Annotated in this window: 20 protein-coding genes and 1 tRNA gene; 6 read left to right on the top strand and 15 right to left on the bottom strand. The window is 77.3% G+C overall.

Going from position 1 to position 22,691, the window contains the following annotated elements:
- Positions 1-55: 55 nt before the first annotated feature.
- The gene (locus tag V1J52_RS13590) at positions 56-1,117 is read right to left on the bottom strand and encodes an LLM class F420-dependent oxidoreductase (protein WP_330139995.1); all 1,062 of its coding nucleotides are present in this window, start codon (positions 1,115-1,117) and stop codon (positions 56-58) included.
- Between the two features lie 74 nt (positions 1,118-1,191).
- Between V1J52_RS13590 and V1J52_RS13595 the strand changes: the two genes are divergently transcribed.
- Together V1J52_RS13595 and V1J52_RS13600 are read left to right on the top strand one after the other, a co-directional pair.
- Entirely contained in the window at positions 1,192-2,199 is a 1,008-nt protein-coding gene (locus tag V1J52_RS13595) for an aldo/keto reductase (protein ID WP_330139996.1), read from the top strand.
- Positions 2,200-2,381: 182 nt separating this feature from the next.
- Positions 2,382-4,352 carry a helix-hairpin-helix domain-containing protein gene (locus tag V1J52_RS13600; RefSeq protein WP_330140115.1) on the top strand — a complete coding sequence of 657 codons (1,971 nt, stop codon included), beginning with the start codon at positions 2,382-2,384 and terminating at the stop codon, positions 4,350-4,352.
- Here V1J52_RS13600 and V1J52_RS13605 read toward each other — a convergent pair.
- Positions 4,349-5,092 carry a hypothetical protein gene (locus V1J52_RS13605; RefSeq protein WP_330139997.1) on the bottom strand — a complete coding sequence of 248 codons (744 nt, stop codon included), beginning with the start codon at positions 5,090-5,092 and terminating at the stop codon, positions 4,349-4,351. The two genes, V1J52_RS13600 and V1J52_RS13605, sit on opposite strands and share 4 nt — an antisense overlap.
- Positions 5,093-5,139: 47 nt before the next feature.
- Between V1J52_RS13605 and V1J52_RS13610 the strand changes: the two genes are divergently transcribed.
- Positions 5,140-5,328 carry a DUF5703 family protein gene (locus V1J52_RS13610; protein ID WP_330139998.1) on the top strand — a complete coding sequence of 63 codons (189 nt, stop codon included), beginning with the start codon at positions 5,140-5,142 and terminating at the stop codon, positions 5,326-5,328.
- A gap of 157 nt (positions 5,329-5,485) precedes the next feature.
- Here V1J52_RS13610 and V1J52_RS13615 read toward each other — a convergent pair whose 3' ends face one another.
- From V1J52_RS13615 to V1J52_RS13625, 3 genes are all read right to left on the bottom strand, one after another.
- Positions 5,486-6,313: a chaplin gene (locus V1J52_RS13615; protein WP_330139999.1), complete on the bottom strand. Its 828-nt coding sequence runs from the start codon at positions 6,311-6,313 to the stop codon at positions 5,486-5,488.
- A gap of 148 nt (positions 6,314-6,461) precedes the next feature.
- Positions 6,462-6,695, bottom strand: a complete 234-nt coding sequence (locus V1J52_RS13620) for a chaplin (RefSeq protein WP_330140000.1) — start codon at positions 6,693-6,695, stop codon at positions 6,462-6,464.
- A 147-nt stretch (positions 6,696-6,842) separates the two neighbouring features.
- The gene (locus V1J52_RS13625; RefSeq protein ID WP_330140001.1) at positions 6,843-8,177 is read right to left on the bottom strand and encodes a M20/M25/M40 family metallo-hydrolase; all 1,335 of its coding nucleotides are present in this window, start codon (positions 8,175-8,177) and stop codon (positions 6,843-6,845) included.
- 143 nt (positions 8,178-8,320) lie between these two features.
- Between V1J52_RS13625 and V1J52_RS13630 the strand changes: the two genes are divergently transcribed.
- A tRNA-Leu gene (locus V1J52_RS13630) sits at positions 8,321-8,408 on the top strand.
- A 486-nt stretch (positions 8,409-8,894) separates the two neighbouring features.
- On the opposite strand, the gene V1J52_RS13635 is transcribed toward V1J52_RS13630, so the two are convergent.
- Genes V1J52_RS13635 through V1J52_RS13650 form a run of 4 tightly spaced genes read right to left on the bottom strand, consistent with a single transcriptional unit; the run spans position 8,895 to position 12,664 of the window.
- Positions 8,895-10,304, bottom strand: coding sequence for an NAD(P)/FAD-dependent oxidoreductase (locus tag V1J52_RS13635; protein WP_330140002.1), 1,410 nt, complete (start codon positions 10,302-10,304; stop codon positions 8,895-8,897).
- A 9-nt stretch (positions 10,305-10,313) separates the two neighbouring features.
- Complete coding sequence (locus tag V1J52_RS13640) at positions 10,314-11,552, bottom strand: MAB_1171c family putative transporter (protein ID WP_330140003.1); 1,239 nt, start codon at positions 11,550-11,552, stop codon at positions 10,314-10,316.
- Positions 11,549-12,142, bottom strand: coding sequence for a hypothetical protein (locus V1J52_RS13645; protein WP_330140004.1), 594 nt, complete (start codon positions 12,140-12,142; stop codon positions 11,549-11,551). Before V1J52_RS13645 ends, V1J52_RS13640 begins: the two co-directional genes overlap by 4 nt.
- Before the next feature lie 57 nt (positions 12,143-12,199).
- Positions 12,200-12,664 carry a helix-turn-helix transcriptional regulator gene (locus tag V1J52_RS13650; RefSeq protein ID WP_330140005.1) on the bottom strand — a complete coding sequence of 155 codons (465 nt, stop codon included), beginning with the start codon at positions 12,662-12,664 and terminating at the stop codon, positions 12,200-12,202.
- A 382-nt stretch (positions 12,665-13,046) separates the two neighbouring features.
- Between V1J52_RS13650 and V1J52_RS13655 the strand changes: the two genes are divergently transcribed.
- Together V1J52_RS13655 and V1J52_RS13660 are read left to right on the top strand one after the other, a co-directional pair.
- Positions 13,047-13,895 carry a GGDEF domain-containing protein gene (locus V1J52_RS13655; RefSeq protein ID WP_330140006.1) on the top strand — a complete coding sequence of 283 codons (849 nt, stop codon included), beginning with the start codon at positions 13,047-13,049 and terminating at the stop codon, positions 13,893-13,895.
- A gap of 193 nt (positions 13,896-14,088) precedes the next feature.
- Positions 14,089-15,369, top strand: a complete 1,281-nt coding sequence (locus V1J52_RS13660; protein ID WP_330140007.1) for a glycoside hydrolase family 26 protein — start codon at positions 14,089-14,091, stop codon at positions 15,367-15,369.
- Between the two features lie 95 nt (positions 15,370-15,464).
- Here the strand turns inward: V1J52_RS13660 and V1J52_RS13665 are convergent, their stop codons facing one another.
- From V1J52_RS13665 to V1J52_RS13690, 6 genes are read right to left on the bottom strand one after another with little or no spacing between them, the layout of a single operon-like run.
- Positions 15,465-16,664 carry a GNAT family N-acetyltransferase gene (locus V1J52_RS13665; RefSeq protein ID WP_330140008.1) on the bottom strand — a complete coding sequence of 400 codons (1,200 nt, stop codon included), beginning with the start codon at positions 16,662-16,664 and terminating at the stop codon, positions 15,465-15,467.
- Positions 16,661-17,545: a lipopolysaccharide biosynthesis protein gene (locus V1J52_RS13670; RefSeq protein ID WP_330140009.1), complete on the bottom strand. Its 885-nt coding sequence runs from the start codon at positions 17,543-17,545 to the stop codon at positions 16,661-16,663. Before V1J52_RS13670 ends, V1J52_RS13665 begins: the two co-directional genes overlap by 4 nt.
- 7 nt (positions 17,546-17,552) lie before the next feature.
- Positions 17,553-18,704, bottom strand: coding sequence for a glycosyltransferase (locus tag V1J52_RS13675; protein ID WP_330140010.1), 1,152 nt, complete (start codon positions 18,702-18,704; stop codon positions 17,553-17,555).
- Positions 18,701-19,507 (bottom strand): polysaccharide deacetylase family protein, encoded by an 807-nt coding sequence (locus tag V1J52_RS13680; protein WP_443075814.1) that lies wholly within the window; start codon positions 19,505-19,507, stop codon positions 18,701-18,703. The genes V1J52_RS13675 and V1J52_RS13680 overlap by 4 nt, the downstream gene beginning before the upstream one ends.
- Positions 19,497-21,296: a lipid II flippase MurJ gene (locus V1J52_RS13685; RefSeq protein ID WP_330140011.1), complete on the bottom strand. Its 1,800-nt coding sequence runs from the start codon at positions 21,294-21,296 to the stop codon at positions 19,497-19,499. Before V1J52_RS13685 ends, V1J52_RS13680 begins: the two co-directional genes overlap by 11 nt.
- Positions 21,293-22,690 carry an O-antigen ligase family protein gene (locus V1J52_RS13690; RefSeq protein ID WP_330140012.1) on the bottom strand — a complete coding sequence of 466 codons (1,398 nt, stop codon included), beginning with the start codon at positions 22,688-22,690 and terminating at the stop codon, positions 21,293-21,295. Before V1J52_RS13690 ends, V1J52_RS13685 begins: the two co-directional genes overlap by 4 nt.
- Between the last annotated feature and the right edge of the window lies 1 nt (position 22,691).

The following is a 22,691-nucleotide window of genomic DNA, read 5'->3' on the forward strand; positions in this document are numbered from 1 at the left end:
CCCGAGCCCCCGCCACGGCCGCGCCCCTCCTGCGGCCACCGCCAAAGGGGCGGCGTCAGGCCAGCCCGGCGCGCTCCATGGCCTCCACTCCGGCGCGCAGCGAGGCGAGGCGCTCGTCCAGGGTGAAACCGGCGGGCGCGAGCGAGAGGGTGCCGACCCCGGCCTCGGCGTAGGCGCGCATGCGGTCGGCGATGCGGTCCACGCTGCCGAGCAGGGTGGTGGAGTCGATGAGCTGCCGGGGCACGGCGCGCGCGGCGCCGTCCTTGTCCCCGGCCAGGTACGCGTCCTGGATCTCGGCGGCCTCCTTCTCGTAGCCCATGCGCCGCGCGAGCTTGTTGTAGAAGTTCTGCTTGCGGCTGCCCATGCCGCCGACGTACAGGGCGGTGTAGGGGCGGAAGGTGTCGGCGAGCGCGTCGATGTCGGCCTCGGAGTCCCCGCCGAGGGCCATGGGGACGGTCGGGCACAGGTCGAAGCCGTCCAGTTCCCTGCCCGCCTTGGCGCGTCCGGCGCGCAGCGGGGCCAGGGCCGTCTCCTCGGCGTGCTCGGGCGCGAAGAAGACGAGGAGGGCGCCGTCGGCGATCTCGCCGGTCTGCTCCAGGTTCTTCGGGCCGATGGCGGCGATGTACAGCGGGATGCGCTCCCGGACGGGGTGGACGGTGAGCTTGATGGGCTTGCCGGGGCCGTCGGGCAGCGGCAGCGTCCAGTGCTCGCCCTCGTGGGTGAGCCGCTCGCGGGACATGGCCTTGCGGACGATCTCGACGTACTCGCGGGTGCGGGCGAGCGGCTTGTCGAACTTCACGCCGTACCAGCCCTCGGACACCTGGGGACCCGAGACGCCGAGGCCGAGTCGGAAGCGGCCGCCGGACAGGGAGTCGAGGGTGGCGGCCGTCATGGCCGTCATGGCGGGGGTGCGGGCGGGGATCTGGAAGATGCCGGAGCCGACGTCGATGCGCTCCGTCTGCGCGGCGACCCAGGACAGCACGGTGGGCGCGTCGGAGCCGTACGCCTCGGCGGCCCAGCAGACCGCGTAGCCGAGCCGGTCGGCCTCCCGGGCGACGGCCAGGTTGTCCTGGTCCATCCCGGCACCCCAGTAGCCGAGGTTGATACCGAGCCGCATGGCGACCCCCTTACTGGTCAGTAACGTCAGTGTCCCTCGGACTGTACGCGAGCCCGGAAGTAGTCTCAACGGCCATGGAGCAACGGCAGCTGGGCCGCACCGGCCTGCGCGTGTCCCGCATCGGCCTCGGCACACTCACCTGGGCGGGGCCCGCGCACGACGGGGAGCCGGCGTCCGCGGAGAGCCGGGCGGCGGAGCAGCTCAAGACCTTCTGGGAGGCGGGCGGCACCCTCGTGGACACCGCCGACGTCTACGGGGACGGCGGCGCCGAGTACCTGCTGGGACGGCTGCTGCACGGCCTGGTCGCGCGGCGCGACCTGGTCATCGCCACGAAGGCGGGCAGCGTGGCGGACCCCGAACGGCCGGCGAACGGCTCGCGCGGCCACCTGCTGGACGCGCTCGACGCCTCCCTGGAACGGCTGGGCACCGACCACGTCGACCTGTGGCAGGTGCACGCCTTCGACCCGGTCACGCCGCTGGAGGAGACGCTGCACGCCCTGGAGCTGGCCGTGGGCAGCGGACGCGCCCGGTACGCGGGCGTGGCCGGGTTCTGCGGCTGGCAGCTCGCCAAGGCGGCGACGTGGCAGCTCGCCGCGCCCGGCGCCCGGGTGCGGCTGGCCGGTGCGCAGGTGGAGTACTCGCTGCTCCAGCGCGGCGCCGAGCGGGAGGTGCTGCCCGCCGCGCGGGACCTCGGCCTCGGGCTGCTGCCGTCGTCGCCGCTGGGCCGCGGGGTGCTGAGCGGCAAGTACCGGGGCGGAGCCCGCCCGGCGGGCTCGCGGGGCGCCTCCGAACGGCTCGCGGCCTTCGTCGAGCCGTACCTCGGCCCGGCGGCCGCGAGCGTCGTGGACGCGGTGGCCACCGCCGCCGACGGACTGGCCGTCACCCCCGCGCAGGTCGCGCTCGCCTGGGTGCGGGACCGCCCCGGCGTGGCCGCGCCCCTGGTCGGCGCGCGCACGGCGCAGCAGCTCGCGGAGGCCCTGTCGGCGGAGGCCCTTACGCTTCCTGACGAGATCAACCGGGCGCTGGACGACGTGTCGGCCCCGCTGCACCGCTACCCCGACCACGACTGGAGCGCGCTGTGACCACCCCCCAGGGCACCGCCGGCGACGACGACTCCCCCGCCGCGGGCGGGCCTGCGGACGGCGGGCCCGCTGACGGCCGTGCCACGGGCGGCGAACCTGCGGACGGCGGGCCCGCTGACGGCCGTGCCACGGGCGGCGAACCTGCGGACGGCGGGGCCGCGGGCGGCAAGGCGGCGGAACTGATGGCCGCCGTGCGGGCGGTGGAGAGCGGCGAGCGCTCGGCGGCGGAGTTCTTCCCCGCCCCCGAACCGGCGCGGCCCCCGCGCCGCGCCCCGGCCCCCGTGCCGCGCGGCGGCCCGGCCGGGGGCGGGCCGGCCGGGGGCAGGCCGGCAAACGGCCCGGTACCGGTCCCCGAGGAGCTGCGCCAGGCGCTGGCCGACGGCGGCGCACCGCAGGCCCTGGGCGAACCGGCCGCCAGGGCGCTCGGCCCGCAGGCGGCGCAGGAGCTGCGGGAGGATCCGTGGCGGCTGCTGGCCGTCGACGGCGTCCGGCCCGAGCAGGCCGACGCCTTCGCGGCGGCGCTCGGTGAGGAGGAGGGCCCCGCCGGGTCCCGCCGCGTCCAGGCACTGACCGGGTGGCTGCTGGAGCGGGCCGCCCGCGCCGGGCACACCGTGCTGGAGTCGGCCACCGTGGCCGAGGGGCTCGCCCGGCACGGCGTGCCCGAGCCTGAGGAGGCGGTGCGCGAGGCGGTGGACGCGGGGGCCGTGCTGGTCTTCCGCGCGGAACCGCAGGACGCCGGAGCCGACGGCACCGCCGGGGAGGAGGAGGCGGCGCAGCCGCAGGACGCCGTGCCGCTGCTGCTCGGCCTGGAGCGGTGGGCGCTGGCGGAGGAGAGCCTGGCCGACGGGCTGCACCGGCTGCAGAGCACGTTCGCCGTCCCGGCCGGCGCGGACGGCCGCGCCTGGACGTCGGCCGCCGACGCGGCGCCCTCGCCCTCGGCCGCCGCGCTGATCCGCGCCGCCGGGGGCAGCGCGCTGGTGGTGCACACCGGAGGCGAGGCGTCACGCGCGGAGCCCGCCGCGCTCGTCGCCGCCGCCCGCGCCGCCGGGCTGCGCGCCTGCGCCGCCGCCCACACCGAGGACGGACGGCGGCGCCTCGCGCAACTGGTCGCCGCCGCGCAGGAGGCGTACCCGGCGGCCCCCTCCCCGCCGGAGGCGGAGGACGGCGCGGAGGCGCCGACGGGGGCGGAGGCGGCCGTGACCGTCGCCGGGCTGCTGGCCGGGCGGGAGGGCCCGGGCCACGACGAGGACGGCGCGCTCGCGCTGGACGTCCTCGCCGTGCTGGACGCCCCGCTGCTGGACGCCGAGGCGGCGGCGGCGCTCGTCGAGGCGCTGCCGGACGGCGCCCGTCTCGTCCTGAGCGGGGACCCGCAGCTCCTGGGCCCCGCCGGGGCCGGGCAGGTGCTGGCCGACGTGCTGGCGGCGCGCGTCTGCCCGCACGTCGCCTCCCGCACCCCGGACCCGGGGCCGCTGGGCGAGCTGGTGTCGGGCGTCGGGGCCGGGGAGCTGCCGCAGGTGGCGGCGCCCGGCAAGGAGGTCGTCATCGTCCCCGTGCGGGAGGCCGCCGAGGCGGTGCACCGCACGGTGCAGCTCGTCGCCGACTCGGTGCCGCGGGCCCTGGGCATCGAGGCCGCGCACACGCAGGTGATCGTCCCCGGGCACGGCGGCGGGGCCGGCACCGGCACCCTGAACGCGGCGCTCAAGGCCCGGCTGAACCCGGGCCCGGGGCGCTTCGGCGGCTTCGATCCGGGCGACCGGGTGGCGTACGCGGCGGTGCCGGGCCGCACGGTCCTCGCCACGGTCTCCGGAGCGGACGAGTCGGGGCTGCGGCTGGCCACGCCGGACGGTGCGGTCACGGTGGCGCGGGACCGGGTGGCGGCGTCCGTGCGGCACGGCTGGGCGGTGACGGCCCACCAGGCGGCGGGCCACCGCTGGCCCGCCGCCGTCGTGGTACTCCCGGGCGACGCCGCCCAGGCGCTGGACCGGAGCTGGGTCTACACCGCGTTCGGGCGGGCCGAACGCCACCTCTCGGTCGTGCACGGCGTGGCGGACGCCCTGCCGCGCGCCGTGGCCGAGCGCCCCGGCCCGGTGCGCGCGACCCGGCTGCGCACGCTGCTGCGTCCGCAGCCGGAGCCGCGTACGGACCCCGCCTAGCGCAGGGCGGAGGAGGCGTCGTCGGCGTCCCGCACCGCCGTGCCGTCCGCCCCGCCCCCGTCCCCGCCGTCGGGTTCGTCGTCGGCCTCGTCGTCGTAGAGGTCGTCCTCGTCGAAGACGGAACTGATGTCGAAACGGCAGACGACCCGCTCGGGGTCGGCCGCGTCGAAGGGCTGTTCCAGCCACTCCCCCGGCTCGGCGGGCTCCTCGTCGGCCACCACCCACAGCGTCGAGTCGCCCTCTTCGAGGCCGAACTCCTTGTGCCGGGTGGCGATCTCGTCCGGTTCGAACTCGCCGAACAGCACGCCGAGCGCGGCGTGCACGCTGGTGCCCGCCGTCTCCGGGCCGCCCTGGGAGGGGTCCACGGCGTCCGGGTCCAGCTCGGTGATGCGCTGGGCCTGGGCGAGCAGCCGCAGCGGTTCGCCCACCGTGTAGTCACGGCGCATGAACACGCTCAGGGCCGCCGGATCGTCGGGACCCAGGTAGGCCGGCGGAGCGTCCCCACCGGGGATCTCGAAGGGCGTGACCTCGTCGTAGGCGTCGTAGAGGAGGGCGTCGTACGCCTCCCCCGCGGCGGCCAGCTCGTTGAACGCGGAGTTGACCTCGGCGTCGGCGTCGGCGGCCGCAGCGGTGCCGTAGGACCGGCGCTCGATGGCAGCGAGGTGACGGTCCAGCGCGGATTTCAGCGCTTCGGCGGAGGCGCGTACCTCGGCAGCGGTCGGCTGCGCAGCATCAGACATAGTGCAGACGCTATCCGTAGCGGGGCCCAGTCCGCACAATAGATGCGATGCCGGAATATGAATTTCGCGATGTGTACGTGCCGCGCGGGGTCTCCCGGAACGCTGCCGCGCGGTTGCTGACCGAGCAGGCGGAGTACGGCTACTGGGAGCTGGACCGCCTGCGGCTGTTCCCCGACGGCAGCCGCCGGGTACGGCTGCGGCGCCGCATCATCCGCCAGGTGCGGGCGACGTGGTGAGCCGGCGGGGCGGCTGAGTGCGTCCCCGCCCCGCCGCCCGCAGGCGGCCCGCGCCCCGGAACGCGGTGCGGGCCCCGCCGCGGCGGGGCCCGCACCGGTGCGCCGCGCTACGGCACGTCGCGCACCGGTGTGATGTTCTCCCGAAGCCGGGGAGAGGTCAGAGCCGTGCCGCGCGGGCCCGCCGGTAGAGCACGTAGCCGCCCAGCAGCATCCCGGCGCCGACGGGGAACGCGGTGGTCAGCGCGGGGCCGCCGGTCTCGGCGAGCTGCGGCGCGGGCCCGGTGCCGGGCTGCTTCGGCTGCCCGCCGTCGTCTCCCGTGCCAGGGGCCTCGGGAGCGGAGGGACCGGGCTTCTCCGGCTTCTCCTCCTCCGGCGCTTCCGGCTTCTCCTCGGCGGGCGCCTCGGGCTTCTCCTCCTGCGGCGGTTCCGGCTTCTCCTCGGCGGGGCCCTCGGGAGCGTGGCCGTTGACGCACTCGTTGCCCATCGCGGGGTTGAGCACGCCCACGACGTCGACCGTGTTGCCGCAGACGTTCACCGGGGCCTGGACGGGCACCTGCGCGGTGTTGCCGGAGACGACACCCGGGGAGCCCACGGCAGCGCCGTCGGCCTGAGCGCCGCCGCCCTGGTGGCCGCCATCCTGGTGGCTGCCACCCTGGTGACCGCCGCCCTCGTGCCCGTGGTGGCCGCCGCCGTCGTGCCCGTGGTGGCCGCCGTCCTTCCCGTCGTGACCCGCGTGGGCACCGCCGTTGTTGACGCACTTGTTGCCCATGGACGGGTTGAGGGCGCCGACGACGTTCACGGTGTTGCCACAGGCGTTCACCGGCACGTGCACGGGCACCTGCACGGTGTTCCCCGAGGCCACACCCGGTGACCCGTAGGAGCCGCCCTCGGCGGACGCGTCTGCGTGCGCCACACCGCCCGAGAGGGCGAGCGCACCGCCCGCCGCCACGACGGTGATCAGGCCCTTCCTGGAGACCTGTCGCATGGTTGTGTCCTGTCTTCGTTGCTTGCGTGGACGCGAGCGGCACCGTGCTGCGCCGGGACGCCTGCTCGCCGGAAGTGAGAACCCCGGAGTGCGTGGTCCGCACTCCGGGGCCAGAGTCAAACCCTCACGGGCCGAGTCACGACAGGTGTCAGTCGTTGACGCAGGTGTTGCCGAAGGTGGGGTTCAGCAGCGCGATGATGTCCACGGTGTTCCCGCAGACGTTGACCGGCACGTGGACGGGCACCTGCACCACGTTGCCGGAGATCACCCCGGGGGACCCGACGGCGGCACCCTGGGCGCCGGCGTCGGCGACGGCGACGCCCGCACCCGCGAGCACCAGTCCACCGGTGGCAGCCGCAGCAGCGACGACCTTCTTGATCATTCTTCCTCCTTGTTGGCCATGCGGCCCCAGCCACGGACCGCACCCCGTGTAACGAGGAGTGAGAGGTGGGGCTACGACTGCCGTGGCCCATTCACCCTTCCTGGCCAAACCCGCACGCCTGACCGAATCCGGCGGCGGCCGGCCGGTTCAGCACTGGTCCAGGAAGCGGTCGAGCACCCGCACGCCGAACCGCAGGCCGTCCACCGGGACCCGCTCGTCCACACCGTGGAACATCCCGGCGAAGTCCAGCTCCGGCGGCAGCTTCAGCGGGGCGAACCCGAAGCAGCGGATGCCCAGGTCGTCGAAGTGCTTGGCGTCGGTGCCGCCGGAGAGCATGTACGGCACCGCCCGTGCGGCCGGGTCCTCCGCCCGCAGGGAGGACTGCATGGCGTCCACCAGCGGCCCGTCGAACGTCGTCTCCAGCGCCTTGTCGGCGTGGTCGTCCGTGCGCCTGACCCTGGGACCGAGCACGCGGTCGAGATCGGCGAGGAACTCCTCCTCGTGGCCGGGCAGGAAGCGCCCGTCCACGTGCGCGGTGGCCTGCCCCGGGATGACGTTCACCTTGTAGCCCGCGCCGAGCTGGGTGGGAGCCGCGGTGTTCTGGAGCGTGGCACCGATGATCTTGGCGATGCCGCCCAGCTTGGCCAGCGTCTCCTGCATGTCCTCCGGGTCCAGCTCGGTGCCGAGGGCGTCGGACAGCTCGTCCAGGAAGGCGCGGACGGTCTTGGTGACGCGCACGGGGAAGCGGTGGCGTCCCAGCCGGCCCACCGCCTCGCACAGCTCGGTGATGGCGTTGTCGTCGTTCGTCATCGAGCCGTGGCCGGCGGTGCCCTCCACGGTGAGCCGCATCCAGTGCATGCCCTTCTGCGCGGTCTCGATCAGGTAGAGCCGCAGGTTCTCGTTCACGGTGAAGGAGAAGCCGCCGACCTCGCCGATCGCCTCGGTGACGCCCTCGAACAGCTCGGGCTTGCGGTCCACGAGGTAGCGGGCGCCGTGCACCCCGCCGGCCTCCTCGTCGGCCAGGAAGGCGAGCACGACGTCACGCGGCGGCCTGCGCCCGCTGCGCAGGCGGTCGCGGACGAGGGCCAGCGTCATGGCGTCCATGTCCTTCATGTCCACCGCGCCGCGGCCCCACACGCAGCCGTCGGCCACCTCGCCGGAGAACGGGTGCCGGGTCCAGTCCTCGGCGTTGGCCGGTACGACGTCGAGGTGGCCGTGGATGAGCAGCGCGGGACGCGAGGGGTCGGTCCCCGCGATGCGGGCCACGGTCGAGGCGCGGCCGGGCCGGGACTCGAAGATCTCCGGCTCCAGGCCGACGTCCGCGAGCTGCGCGGCGACGTACTCGGCCGCGGCCCGCTCCCCCGGCCCCCGGCCGTCGCCGTAGTTGCTGGTGTCGATCCTGATGAGGTCCCGGCAGATGCCGACGACCTCGTCCTCGCCGGTGACGGCACCCGCTGCCGTGGTCGGGTTCGACTCGCTCACACTGCCTCCTGGTGGTGACGGGGTCCGGCTCCCATCCTGGCGCCTCCCCCTCCCCGGGCCCAAGGCCAGGGTGATCGACGCCCCCGGTCACAGTGCTATCGTGGGCGTCGCGCCGGGCGGCCGAGGGCCGCGCGGTCCACCGGGTCCGGGTGGCGGAATGGCAGACGCGCTAGCTTGAGGTGCTAGTGCCCTTTATCGGGCGTGGGGGTTCAAGTCCCCCCTCGGACACCAGCAGAAACCCCACCACGCGTGGGGTTTTCCTGTCGCCACAGGTCCACCGTGACCAGCGGCGTGAAGGATCTCGCTCGTCAGGCGGGCCTGACCAGCCTGATCCGACCGTGGGTCGCTCCCCCTGGGACCCCTGCCCTGCGCCTCACCCACGTCTGAGGCAGGGTGCGCGCCGTGACCAGCGCGTGTCCGGTGGCACCGGGAAACAGCCGGGACGCCCGTGCCGTGCTCGTCAGCACCGGGACGCACGACCCGGGGTCGGAGCTGCCCGGCCTGTCCAAGGGCAGTTTCCCGCTCACCTCGGCCTCCCCTACGCGCTGTCCTTCGCCCCGGAGGGCGAGCGCCACACCCTGTTCGGCGGACGCCTGCTGCGCCTGCTCACCGAAGGCGATCCGGCCGGTGTGCGCGGCGGCGAGGACGACACCCGGTGGAACGCCGGGCCGCGGCGCGGGGCGCCCGTCGGAGCGCTCCGCGCCGCGGCCCGGCGGCTCAGCCGCCCGCGGGGAGGACCGGGAGCGCCAGCGCCCTGCGCTCCTCGCGGGTGAACGGGGGTTCGGGGACGGGGGCGGCGCGCGGGCCGCGCGCGGTGGCCACGAGCGCTCCCGGGGAGACCAGCGCCGTCATCGGGCCGGAGAGGGTGAAGGCGGTGTAGAGGGCCCTCGCGGCGGGAGAGCGGGTGTTGGCGGTGGCCATCAGGCGTTCGACGTAGCGCTGGAGGACGCGGGCGTGCACCGGCGGGCGGGGGCCGACCGTCTCGGGGTAGAGGACGTCCTGGCTGGTGGCCGTGGTCCAGGCGCCCTCGACGGCACCGGCGACGGCGCGCTGCGCGGCGCGGGCGGTGCCCGGGGCGAGGCCCCGCCGCCCCACCTGGTCGCCGAGCGCGCGGGCGCCGTGTGCCGCGACGGACATCCCGTGCCCGTAGACGGGGTTGTAGGTGGCCACCGCGTCGCCGAGCACGAGGAAGCCGTCGGGCCAGGCGGGGAGCCGCTCGAAGAAGCGGCGGCGGTTGACGTTGCCGCGGGAGCTGTGCACGGGCCCGGCGGGCCGGGCCCCGGCGATCAGGTCGCCGACCACGGGGTGCCGTACGGCGCGGGCGAACGCCACGAACCCCTCGGCGTCGCGCGGGGGCTCGCCGCCACGGGTGCCGGAGAGGGTGACCTGCCAGCGGTCGCCCTCGATGGGCACGAGGGTGGCGGTGCGTCCGGGGCGGGGTTCGCGCGGGTCGGCCTGGACGTTGATGACGGGCACGTCGCGCCCGGCGCCTTCGGGGGCGTGGAAGACGCGGGTGGCGTAGGCGAGTCCGGAGTCGATGACGGTCTCGGTCACCCCGGGGAGGCCGAGCGCCGTCAGCCACGCCGGGGCGCGGGAGCCGCGTCCGGTGGCGTCCACCACGAGGTCGGCCTCGACGGTGGTGGACTCGCCGGTGGCCTCGTCGCGCAGGACGACGCCGGTGACGCGGGCGGCGTCCCCGCTGAGCGCGGTGGCGCGGACGCCCTGGCGCAGGGTCACCCGGGTGTCGGCGAGCACCTGGTGGCGCACGCCCCAGTCGATGAGGTCCCGGCTGGAGATGATCAGGTGCTCCAGGCCCGGCCAGCGGCGCAGCCAGCCCTGGGCGGAGAGCGAGACGATGCCGCCGGGCATGCCGATGCGGCGGGCTCCGGCGTCGAGCCAGCGCTGGGTGGTCCCGGGCACGAGGTCCTCGATGGCCCGGGCGCCGCCGGACCACAGCAGGTGTGTGTGCCGGGCCTGCGGCACGCCCTTGCGCGGTGCGGGGGCGTCCGGCAGGACGTCGGGTTCGGCCAGGGTGACCCGGTCCAGGTGCCGGGCCAGCGCCGCGGCGGCCAGGGTGCCGGCCAGTCCGCCGCCCAGCACCACGGCGTGTGTCGGTCTGTGCGCCACTGCCTTGTCTCAGTCCTCTCTGTTCCGGGTCGGCGCCGTCAGGTCGCCGCCGTCCCGCGCCGCCTCGTCGGCCGCCGCGCGGACGACGGGTGAGGCGGCGAAGGCCCGCGAGACCCGGACGAGCCACTCCAGCTCGCCGACGCCGTCGACGCCGCCGTAGGGGCCCGCGGGCCCGGTGGCGGTGTCGTGGGGGTAGGTGCGGCCGGCGGCCTTGGCGGCCACCGCCGCGCGCAGCCGGGCCGCGTCCACGGCCGCGTGCAGTTCGGTGCCGGTGAGCCCGGCCCCGGTGGCCCGGCGCAGCGCGAGCGCCCCGGCCCGGGGGTCGGTGTGGGAGCGCAGGGCGAGGCGGCCGTCGTTGATCTCGGCCAGCCGGCGCGTGAGCCGCAGTTCGAAGTCCCACCAGGGCACCCGGACCGGGGGGACGATGGCGGGCGTCGCGCGGCGCAGCGCGTCCCACAGCGGGTACAGGTCGCGGTAGGCGCGGTGGCGGGCCAGGCGGCCGGACAGTGCGGTGAGCTGCTCGCCCCAGGCGGGCAGGGCGTAGCCGAGCGCGCTGCAGAGCAGGCCCAGGACGGCCAGGGCGGGGGCGACCTCGGTGTTGAGGGGGTCCCAGTCGCGTCCGGTCCAGCGGGCGGCGACGGCGGCGAGCTTGGCCAGGCAGAAGCCGAGGGCGCCGGCCGCGCCGGCGACGATGAAGCGCAGGCCGCGCCGCAGCCAGGGCCGTCCGGCGACGGCGGCCCAGCGGCGTCCCTCCCGGATGAGGACGGTCATGGCCACCGCCAGGGCCACCAGGTAGAGCACGATGAAGACGCACGTGTAGGGCGTCGTGGCGTAGTGGGTGTCGAAGTCGGTGCGGCGTTCCTGCGGCGTGTCGCCGAGGGCGAACAGGACGACGAGGGCGGCGATGACGGCGGCGTAGGTGCCGATCCAGCGCAGCGCGACGGGCCGGGCGCGGTCGGCGGGGTGGCGCCAGTAGGCGATGAGCACGTGGGCGGAGACGCTGAGGGCGGTGAGCAGGCTGTAGACGAGCGGGGCCGCCAGGTTGGGGATGCCGGAGAGGCGGTTGACGTGGGCGATGGTCGTGGGCGCGGCGAAGAACATGGCCGTGCCGGCCAGCAGCAGCGTCGCGCAGACCGACCAGCGCATCGCGTTGCGCGGGGCCTTCCACAGGTCGCGCACCTTGAAGGCGAGTGCCGTCCAGGCGGCGGCGGAGCACGTCCAGTACAGCGCGGAGGGGTCCTCCTTCACGTGGTCCTTCCGTCGCGGGTGCGGTCGGCCGCCGTGCCGCCGTCGGCGGTGCCGCCGTCGCCGGTGCGGCCGAGGGCGTCCTCCAGGCGGTCCACGACGGCCGCCGCGGACGCGGGGACGGTCCACGTCTGCTCCGGCAGCCAGCGGCTGACCTTGGCCATGAGGAGGGAGGCGAAGAAGTCGGCTTCCTGTTCGGCCTCGGCCGAGCAGTGGGTGCGGCGGGCGACGATCCGGCCGACGGTGCGTGCGTCGAGGGAGGGGAACAGCAGCCCGTCGTCGTGCTCGTCGCCGCCGGGGGTGGCCTGGTGGTCGGCCTCCATGTGCCAGAACTCGTGGCAGGTGATGAGAAGTTGGTGCCAGGGGCTGGTGCGTTCCTCGCACAGGATGAAGTGGGCGTCGTCGGTGGCCACCCACAGGCCGCTGACCGTGTCGGGCGGGAAGGAGACCAGACGGTGGTGCACGTCGCGGCCGAGCCGCTGTTTCATCCGGGCGCACAGCGCCGTCACGACCTGCGCGGGCTCGGCCGGCAGCGGCAGGTCGAGGTCGCCCACCAGCGCCGCGCAGCTGCGCCGCATGGCCTTGATGTTCATCGTGTCACCACGCCGCTGTCCCCCGCCCTCCCGTGCCGGACTGCTGCTGTGGGCCCCTCATGGGGCCGGGTGGTTCCGTGTTCCGCCGTCGTCCTGCACGGCCCCGGGTACGGAGCCGTCGAGCACGTGCTCGACGATCCGGGTGACCGCCGCGAGCCCTTCGGGCGTCAGCTCCAGGGCGCGCAGCGCGAGCCGGCGCACGCCGAGGTTGTGGGCGACCTGGGCCAGCGCCAGTTCGGCGTCGGTCTGGGCGGCCGTCTCGTCGTCGAGGAAGTAGGAGGCGGGCACGCCGAAGAACCGGGCGAGCGCGGTGAGCAGCTCGGTGGACGGGTTCTTCTTGGTGCCCGTGCGCAGTGCGGAGAGGTAGGCGCCGCCCACGCGGATGTGCGGGTGGGACTCCTTGACGGCGGTGGCGACTTCCTCGTTGGTGTAGACGCGTCCTCGGGGCCCGTGCGGGCGGATCGTCTCGAAGAGGCGGTTGAGTCGGCCCGCCGGTGTCGGCAGACCCTTGCTCTCGGGCATCGTCCTCACCCCTCCCGCCCGATACCGGCAGGAGGCATCCTAACCCCCCGTCAACCTGCCGGGGTCAACTGGTGGTTGACATATGGACCGGCCGCACGACTAGACTCACACAGCGCACGGGATCAACTACTGGTTGAATAAGCGGGCGTGCCCGGACGTCCGCCGGTGCGGCCGGCGACGGGGCTCCGGCACGGCGGCCGACGATCCGGCACCGCCGGGCCGCACCACCACACGGGCCGCACGGCCGCACGCGGGGCGGCGGGCACGCGGCACGGCCCGGGCCGCCGGTCCAGGCCGCACGGCTCAGCAAGCGTCACGCCGACACCCCGGCGGTCCGGCACCGCCGGACCGGGTGTCGCCGGCAGACGGGAAGAGGGGATCGATGAGGACCGCGCCAAGCATCGTCAACGGCCCGTCACCACCGGTTACGGCCGCCCCCGGGACGGCCGGGGCCGCCGGGGCGGGCGGCCACTGCGCGGCGTGCGGCCGGCACCTCACCGACGGACTGACCGGAGTGCTGGACCGGCGGTCCTGGGAGAACCGCGCGTTAGCCGAGCTGGCCGCCTCCCGCGACGCCGGACGGCCGGTGGCCCTGCTCCTGGCCGACCTGGACCGGTTCAAGAGCGTCAACGACACCTACGGGCACCTCGCGGGGGACGCGGTGCTGCGCTCGGTGGCCGCCGTGCTGAGCCGCGTCGAGGGAGCGGTCGTCGGCCGGTACGGGGGGCACACGGGCGACGAGTTCCTCGTGCTGCTGCCGCACACCGGCCCGGAACGGGCGCTGCGCCTGGCCCGGCAGGCCCAGGAGGGCGTGCGGGCGCAGACCGTCGGAGCCCGCACGAGCCGCAGCGCGACGGTGGCGCTCACCGGCCAGACGGTCTCCGTGGGCGTGGCCGGGTGCGTTCCGCGCGCCTCAGCCGAGGAGGCCCTGTTCGATCTGCTGCTGGACTGCGACGTGGCGCTGCGCGCCGCCAAGCACGCCGGCGGCGACCAGGTGAGAACCGCGCCCGGCGGCGGCGCGGAACCGCAGCACCCCGCCGGGGAGCGGGCCGCCCCCGGGCGGGGCGCCGAGCGGCCCCGCGAGGTGCGGATACCGCTGGCCGCCTTCGGCCACACCACGCAGGACGCGGGCGCGGAACTGGTGCTGTCGGCCACGTCCGCCGCCCACCTGCGCGAGGTGCTGGGCCGCCTCCTGGACGAACCGGCGGACCCGGCGCGGCCGCCCTCCTGAACACGGCGCGGCGGCGGACCTCCCCGACGGCGGGGGCCGGATGGCGGACACCCGGCCGGGCGGACGTGGGCGGCGGACGGGTGGTCCCCGCGCAGCGCGGCGGGCCCGGGGCACGTGTCAGCTCATCATCCTTACGGGAGGCCGCGCGCCGATGAGGTGCGTCGGAGCCGCGGGCGTCCCGGAAGGAGCCACCATGTCGCAGGCGAGCCGCCGCCTGGCGGGGACGTGCGCGGGGGTGGTCGCGGCGGGGCTGCTCGCGGCGGCCGGCCCCCCCGGGGAGCCGTCCGGCCCCGGCGTCCCGCCCGCCGCTTCCGCCCCGCCCGCCCCGGTGGCGTCCCCGGCGGACCCGGCGGCGCCTCCCGGGCCGCCGCCCTCCCCGGCCACTCCCCCGGCGTCCCCGGCTCCCCCGGCCCCCGCGGCTCCCGCGCTGGGCGCCTTCCTCGACTCGGGCCCTGACGGCGTGGCCCGCATCCCGGCCCTCCAGCGCTGGCTGGACGGCACCCGGCTGCGGGTGGGCCACACCTACCTGCCCGGCGACCTGTGGTCCAACATCGAGGGGCGGCCCGCCTTCCTCAACGCCTGGGCGCGCTGGCGCCGGGCCGGTCCCGACCGGCTGCTGGTGCTCAACGTCCCCCTGCTGGAGCGCAACGAGGCGGACCTGCCCGACGACGAGGTGCGGCGGCTGCTGCGGGCGGGGGCGCGCGGCGACTTCGACCGCCACTTCCGCGTCCTGGCCGAGCGCATGGTGCGCATGGGCATCCCCGACACCGTCGTCGTGCTCGGCTGGGAGATGAACGGGACCACCTACACGCACCGCTGCGCGCCCGACCCCGGGGCCTGGAAGCGGTACTGGCGGCGCGTCGTCACCACGATGCGCGCCGTCCCCGGGCAGCGGTTCCGCTTCGACTTCGCCCCGAACCGGGGCCGGGACGCGATCCCGTGGACCCGCTGCTACCCGGGGGACGACGTCGTGGACGTCATCGGCCTGGACTCCTACGACCAGCCGCCCGGTGAGGACTTCGCGGACCACGTGAGCCAGCCCTACGGGCTCCAGCACCACGTGGACTTCGCGGCCGCCCGCGGAAAGCCGGTGTCCTACCCCGAGTGGGGACTGTTCCGCAACGGCGACAACCCCGCGTACATGCGGGGCATGCTGGAGTGGTTCGCGCAGCACCGGCCGCTCTACCAGACCATCACCGACTACTGCCCGCACGGCGTGTGGCAGTGCGACGAGAACCCCGAGGCCGCCGCCGTCTACCGGGAGGCGCTCTCGGACCTGGCCGTGCCGGGCCCGCCCGCGGCGCAGGGCCCGTCCGGGGAGGCCGGGCCCCCCGCCGTCGCCGCCGCGCAGGGGCGTGAGACGGCCTGCGCCCCGCTGGAGCTGGGCGACTGGCTGGAGCGGTGGCTGGGCGGCCGACGGCTGTGCCTGCGGCTGGAGTGGGCGGCGGCCCGGCCGGACGTCCCGGCCCGCTGACGCCCGGCCCGCTGGCACCCGGCCGCGCCCCGCCGGCGTCCCGCCCCCGGGCACCGCCTGCGGGCCGGGACGCCGGCGGGGCGCGGCGGGCGGCGTCAGCGCACAGCCGGGGCCGCGTGCAGCCGGGCGGTGAGCCCGCCGTACCACCGCCGCGCGGCGGGCAGGCGCGTCCGGACCGCGTGCGCCGCCGCCGCGCGGCCCGCCGCCTGCGCGGTGAGCAGCCGCAGTGCCGGTGTGAGCCGCCGCCGGGCCAGCAGGAGCCGCTGGTTGGTGACGGTGACGGGCCGCCAGTGCTGCTTGTACGGTTCGGTGCCGCGCAGCAGGCTCAGCACCCGCCGCCCGCTCTCGGCGACCTGCCGGGCGTCGTGCCGCAGCAGCATGGCGGTGATGTCGACCTTCCGCTCGCGCAGCCCGGGGTCGGCGCCGTAGAGGTAGCCCCCGGCCAGCTCGGCGGAGAGCAGGGTCACGTCGGTGGCCACCACCCGTCCGTCGATGCGGTACTCGGTGACGGCCGCGTCGCCGGTCTCCGCCATCCGCCGGGCGGCGCGTGCGAGGTGCGCGGCGAAGCGGGGCCGCAGGTGCTCGGGCGTCACGCCCCGGCCGCGCCACTGGAGCGCGTGCAGCCGCAGCAGGGTGGCGACGGCGTCGGGGACCTCCTCGGCGGGGACGACGCGCTCCTCGACGCCCAGCGCCTCCAGTCTGCGCAGCTTGGCCCGGAAGCGGCGGGCGTTGCGGCTGGGCAGCCGTTCCAGCAGTTCGTGCACGGGGGCGCCGGGCAGCTCCAGGCACACCGAGTCGCACAGCCTGCTGCGCGGCCCGGTCCAGTCGCGGAACAGCCGCTCGGCGGCCGCGCCCGGCCGGACCTCCCGCAGGTCGATGACGGCGCCCCGGGCGGCCCGGCGCAGCCCGGCGAGCAGGGCCGGGGCGGCGCCCGGACAGGAGGCGTCGAGCAGCACGTCGGAGAAGTCGGAGATGGTGCCGCCGAGCGGCACGAGAGCGGGCAGCGGCCGGTGGACGAGCATGAGCGGCGCCGCGGCGACCAGCCGCTCCCCCTCGTGCACGAGGACGAGCCGCAGGCGGCCGGGCCGCCCGTACGACAGCCACCAGGAGTGCAGCCAGGCGTGGCTCTGGAACGGGGTCGCCTCGCGGCAGCGCCGGTGCAGGGCGTGCCACCGGGGGGCGAGCGCGGCGAACCGCTCGGGGTCGCGGCACAGGCTCACCGTCAGCTCGTCCCCGGGCCGGGTGGTGGCGCCCGCCGCGCGGACGGCGGGCGCGCGGGGCGTCGTCACGGTCATCGCGCCGCCTCCTCGCGGGCGGCCCGGGTGCGCGGGGCCTGGGTACCCGGCGGCTTCGTGCCCGCGGGCTTCGTGCCCGGCGGCTTCGTGCCCGGCGGCTTCGTGCCCGCCGGCTTCGTGCCCGCCGGCTTCGTCTCCGGGGTCCGCCGCTCCGGGGCCGTCACGGCGGCGGACGCCGGGGCGGGGGCGGACGCCGGGGCGGGGGCGGACGGGACGGCCTGGGAGGCGGACGCGGCGGGGCGGCGCTCCGCGCGGGGCCGCACGAGCAGGAGCAGGGCACCGGCCAGTCCGCCCGCGCAGCCGCCGACCGCGGCCGACAGCGGGGCGGACGGCGAGGCGGGCGCGGCGGGCGGCAGGGCCTCGGCGAACAGCACCAGCCCGACACCGGTGGACCCGGCGGCCCTGTTGCCCTCCTCCGTCAGCGCCGCGGCCACCGCGTTCGCCAGCTCGGCGGCGCGGGCGGGGCGGGTGGCCGTCCCGGTGACCTGGATCATCGGGGCGTCGGGGGAGGTCGCCGAGCGGACGTCCTCCCGCAGGGCGTCCGCCGGGACGCCGCCCGTGCGCTGCGCGCGGGCCAGGACGGTGTCGCTGGTGGCCACCCGCCCGTACGCCTGCGCGTAGCCGAGGGCGGCGGACGGGTCGGAGCCCTTGCCGGGCACCGCGACGACGTAGCCGGTCGCCGTGTACCAGGGTGTGGCCAGCAGCCCCCAGCCGCCGCCCGCCAGCAGGCCGAGCAGGGCGCAGAGCGCCACCGGCCACCAGCGGGGCAGGGTGCGGGCCGTGGGGGCCGGCCACCGGCGGCGCGGGGCGGCGGTCCGGGCGGGCGGGGCCGGGGCCGGGGCGGCCGGTCCGGGCGGAGCGGCGGATGCGGTCTCGGGCATGGCCGGGTCACCTCTCTCGGTGGGACGGGGTGGTGGCGGCGCGGCCGTGGACGGCCGCGTAGAGGGACATCAGCCGGTCGGCGCTGCGGGCGATGTCGTAGCGGGCCACGGCGGCGGGCACCGGCTGCCGCGGCAGCCGGGCGTCCCGCACCTCCCGCACCGCGCGGGCGAGGTCCGCCGCGTGCGGACCCACCCGGCGGGCTCCGGGGGCGGCGGCGGAGGGCAGTTCGTCCACGGCGGGGCACGTGACGTGCCGCACCGGCAGCCCGGCGGCGAGCGCCTCCAGGACGGCCAGCCCGAACGCCTCCTCGTCGGACGGCGACGCGAAGACGTCCATCGCCGCCAGCAGCGCGGGCAGCGACGGCTCACCGGGGGGACCGCCGTCCGCGACGGCACCGTCCCGCTCGCCGGGCAGGCAGATCCGGTCGGCGGCGCCGAGGCGCACCGCGAGCTGCCGCAGCGCCGGGCGTTCGGGCCCCTCCCCGACCAGCAGGAGCCGCGCGCCCGGCAGGGCGGCGACGGCGCGCAGCAGGACGTCGAACCGCTTGCCCGGCACCAGCCGTCCGACGCCGCCGACCACGAAGGCGTCCCCGGGCAGGCCGAGCCGGGCGCGGGCCTCGCGCCGGGCGGCCGGGTCGAAGCGGAACCGGGCGGGCTCGATGCCGTTGGGGACGAGTTCGATGCGGGGCGGCGGCACGCCCCACTCGCGCAGCCGCCGTGCCACGGTGGCCGAGACGGCGACGGTGGCCCCGCCGAGGCGTTCGGTGGCCAGGTACAGGGCGCGGGCGGAGGCGGTGAGCGGGCGGCCCTCGATCCGGGCCGCGCCGAGCGAGTGCTCGGTGGCCACCACCGCGCGGACCCCGGCCAGCCGGGCGGCCAGCCGTCCGTAGACGCAGGCCCGGTACAGGTGCGTGTGGACGAGGTCGTAGCCGCCGGTGCGGACGAGGCGGGCCAGCCGCGGCAGCGCGGTGACGTCCCGGTTCCCGGCCATGCCCAGGTGGGCCACCCGGCGGCCGTCGTCGCGGATGCCGGCGGCGACGGCGCCGGGGTTGGTGAGGGTGACCACGTCGCAGCCGATCGGCAGGTGGCGCAGGAGCAGCCGGAGCTGCTGCTCGGCGCCGCCCACCCCGAGGCCGGTGATGACGTGCAGCGCCCTCACCGGAGGGCTCCCGCGCCGGACACGGCGGCGTCGGCGTCGGCGGGGAGCGGGGCGCGGCGGACGGGGTGCAGCAGCCGTTTGGCGCGCAGCCGCCAGGCGGTGTCCCCGGCTCCGACGTGGGCCCGGGGCAGGGCGTGCGGACCGCTGAGCGGGCCCGGGTCGATGGCGCAGGCGTAGCCGTACCCGGCCGCCCGCACGGCCCGGACGGCGCGGGCGTCCACGGCGCCGTAGGGGTAACAGAAGCCTTCGGGGTCCTGCCCGGTGATCTCCCGCAGCAGGGCACGGCTGCGGACGGTCTCCTCGCGCAGGGCGGCGTCGTCGGCGGTGGTGAGGCGCTCGTGGCGCAGGCCGTGGGAGCCGATCTCCATGCCCGCCCCGGCCACCGCCCGTACCCCGTCGGCGGTGAGCAGCGGTTTGCGGGGTCCGTGCGGGTCCCACGCGTTGTCGCCGCCGAGCCGCCCGGGCAGGACGAAGACGGTGGCGGTGCAGGTGTGGCGCCGCAGCAGCGGCAGGGCGTGGGTGAGGAAGTCGGCGTATCCGTCGTCGAAGGTGAGGCCGACGAGCCCGGCGGCGCGTCCCGCCGCGCGGGCGCGCAGCAGTTCGCCCACGCCGACGCCGGTCAGCCCGCGCCGGCCGAGCCAGGCGAGCTGCCGGTCCAGGCGGTCCGGCGGGACGGTGACGGCGTAGGGGTCGTCGGCGTCGGGGTGGACGGAGTGGTACATCAGCACCCACGGGGCCGGGGCGCCGCGGCGCCGGTGCGCGGTGCGGCGGACGGCGGGGACGGTCACCGGTTCAGCGGGCATGGTCGCTCTCCTCGGTCCTTCGGTCGCGGCGGGCGGGCAGGAGACGGCCCCGGCGCAGGGCCGCGGCGGTCAGCCGGGACACCTCCGGGGCGCGCAGGCAGGTTCCGGCGGCGGCGAAGGCGGCGCAGGTGGCCGCGCCCGCCGCCACGGCGGCGCCGAGGGGGTGGGGGCAGGCCGCGGCGGCGGCCCAGCCGGCGGCGGCGGCCAGCGCGGCGGTCAGGACGAGCCGCGCCAGCCCGGCCGTCATGCGGCCCGCCGGGAAGGGGACGACGCGGGTGGCCAGGCCGTGCAGCAGCAGGGCGGCGCTCACGGTGATGCCCGCGGCGTTGGCGGCGGCGATGCCGTGCGTGCCCCAGTGCGGGGCCGCCAGCGCCCCGGCCAGGACGGTGACGAGCAGCCCGGTGCCCATGGCCACCGCCGGGTACCAGGTCGGCCGGGACGCCGAGAAGAACGGCCGCACGAGGGCGCCCACGAGGCTGTGGCCGAGCAGTCCGAGGGCGTACACGCGCATCACCGAGGCGGTGGCGGCGGTGTCCCCGGCCTCGAACGCGCCGCGCTCGAAGAGGACGCGCACGAGCTGGGGCGCGCAGGCCAGGACGTAGGCGGCGCCGAGCAGGACGACGACGGCGGCCAGGTGCAGGTCGCGTTCGACGCGGCGCCGGACGTCGCCGGCCGCGCCGTCGGCCATGGCGCGGGCGACGACGGGGAAGGTGACGGTGCAGATCATCAGGGACAGCACCATCGGCAGCTGGGCGACCTTCTGCGCGTAGTTGAGGTGCGAGATGGCGCCGGCCGGCAGCGACGAGGCGAGGTACCGCTCGATCAGCACCTGGGACTGGCGGCTGACGGCGAAGAGGATCACGGGGGCGAGCAGGCCGACGCCCAGCAGGGCGGGGCGGCCGGGCGGGCGCCGCTCCCGTCCGGCCCGGCGGCGCCCGCCGCCCCGTGCCCGGCGTGCCCGGCCCGCCCGGCACCCGGACGCGAGCCCGGCGCGGACCGGCAGGTGGCGCAGGACGGCCGGGAGCTGGACGACGGCCATGAGCCCGCCGCCCAGCGCGACGCCGAGCGCCGCGCCGCGCACCCCGAGCCAGGGGTGCGCGGCGAGCACCGTGACGATGACGGCGAGGTTGTACGCGGCGTAGATCGCCGCGGGCGGCGCGAAGCAGCGGTGTGCCCGCAGGGCGGCGCTGAAGTACCCGGCGATGCCGAAGGCCAGGACGGTGAGCGCGGTCAGCCGGGTGCACTCCACGGCCAGCCCGGGGTCGGCGAGGCCGGGGGCAAGGGCGCGCACGAGCCACGGCGCGGCGGCGGCCAGCAGCGCGGCGCTCGCGGCGAGCGTGGCGGCCAGCCGGGGGAAGGTGGCGGCGAGCAGTTCCCGCACCGGGTCCCCGGGCGCCTGCGGGTGTCCGGCCGCCGGACCGCTGAGGGCCGCGCGCCGGGCGAGGGCGAGGCTGAAGGCGGGCACGAGCAGGAGGGCCATCGCGTCCTCGATGAGGAGGGTCGCCGCCAGCTCCGGCAGGGTCCAGGCGACGAGGAACGCGTCGGTCGCGCTGCCCGCGCCGAAGAGGCGCGCGATGGTCTGGTCGCGGAGGAGTCCGAGCAGGGAGCCCGTGGCGGTCAGGACGGCGGTGAGCACGGCGGCGCGGGCCAGGACGCGCCCGAGCGGCGAGTCGGCGCCGGCCGCCGCCGCCCGCCTCCCCGCCCGCGTCCGGCCGCCGGGGCCCGTCCGGTCCGCGTGCGCCCGGTCCGGGCCCGTCCGGTCCGGTCCGGTGGTGTCCGTGCCGCTCACCGGGCGACCGCCGCCGCGCCGGTGTCCGCGCCGGTGTCCGCGCCGGGCGCCAGCGCCCACCGGGCGACCAGCCCGAGCAGCACGCCGGTCAGCACCGTGGAGGGCCCGCCGAGGTCGGCGTAGGCGAAGTCGGCCAGCTGCCACAGCAGCAGCCCGGCGGCGGCGAGGCCGCAGTCGACGCCGCCGCCCCCCGCGCGGCGCTCGGCCCGCAGGCGGCGCAGCGTGCACACCAGCAGCGCGCCCCAGGCACCGGCGAGGGCCACCAGTCCGGCCAGCCCCTGCTCGCTGAGCACGAGCAGGTACATGTTGTGCGGCGACAGCAGCGGCTCCCGGGCGAAGCCGCGTCCGGCGCCCGCGGTGTCGCTGCCGGAGGACAGGGCGAGGGAGGCGTGCGCGTCGCGGTGCTCCGGGAAGCCCCGGGGGCCGACGCCGGTCACCGGCTGCTCGCGCCAGATGGCGGCGGCCGCGGCCCACAGGGCGTAGCGGTCGGTGACCGACTGGTCGGGCGCGGCGGTGATCTGCGCGATGCTGCTCAGCCGCTCCCCGATGAGCTGCGGGCCGGTGCCGGACCCGCCGGCCAGCACCACGGCCGCACAGACCAGCGCCGCGAGGCCGCGCAGGGCCGGGCCCCGCCCGGCGAGCAGCAGCACCGCGACGACGGTCACGGCGGTGGCGATCCAGGCGCCCCGGCTGAAGGACACGGCCAGCGGCACCAGCAGGGCGGCGGCGCAGCCGAGCGCGGCGGGCCGCAGCCAGCGCGGGCTGCCGGGGGGCGGCGCGAGGCCGAGGGCGAGGGCGATGACGATCCCGTAGGAGACGACGGTGGACATGCCCATCACGTCCAGCGCCCCGAAGGTGCCCACCGCCCGGATGTCCTGCCCGCCGTAGGAGGCGCCGCCGCCGGTCGCGTACTGGTGGACGCCGACGGCGCCCTGCACGAGGGCCAGCGCGAGGACGGACCCGGCGGCGGCGCGCAGGTCCCGCGGGTGGCGCAGCAGCAGGAGGACGGCGGCGGGCACGAGGACGAAGACCTGGAGGTGGCGCACGAGTCCGGGCAGCGCGGCGGCCGGGTCCTGGGCGGTGACGGTGGCCAGCGCGCACCCGGCCGCGGGCGCGGCGAGGACGAGGGCGGCCAGCGGGGTGAGCGGCCGGGCGCGGTCCCGCAGGAGCCGCACGGCGCACCACACCACGAGCAGTCCGGAGGCGGCGTCGGCGGGGGTGACCCGGGCGTCCCCGCTGCCCTGCGGCCAGCACAGCAGGAGGACGACGCCCGCCACCGGCAGGGCCGGGGCGCACCGCGCGAGCCGGGCGCGCGGACCGGGGACGGCCGGGGGCGCGCCGCCCGTCACGGCCGCGCCGCCCGCCGCCACCGCCTCCGTGGCCGCCGCCGTCATC

Source organism: Streptomyces solitudinis, assembly GCF_036323765.1.
GTDB lineage: Bacteria > Actinomycetota > Actinomycetes > Streptomycetales > Streptomycetaceae > Streptomyces.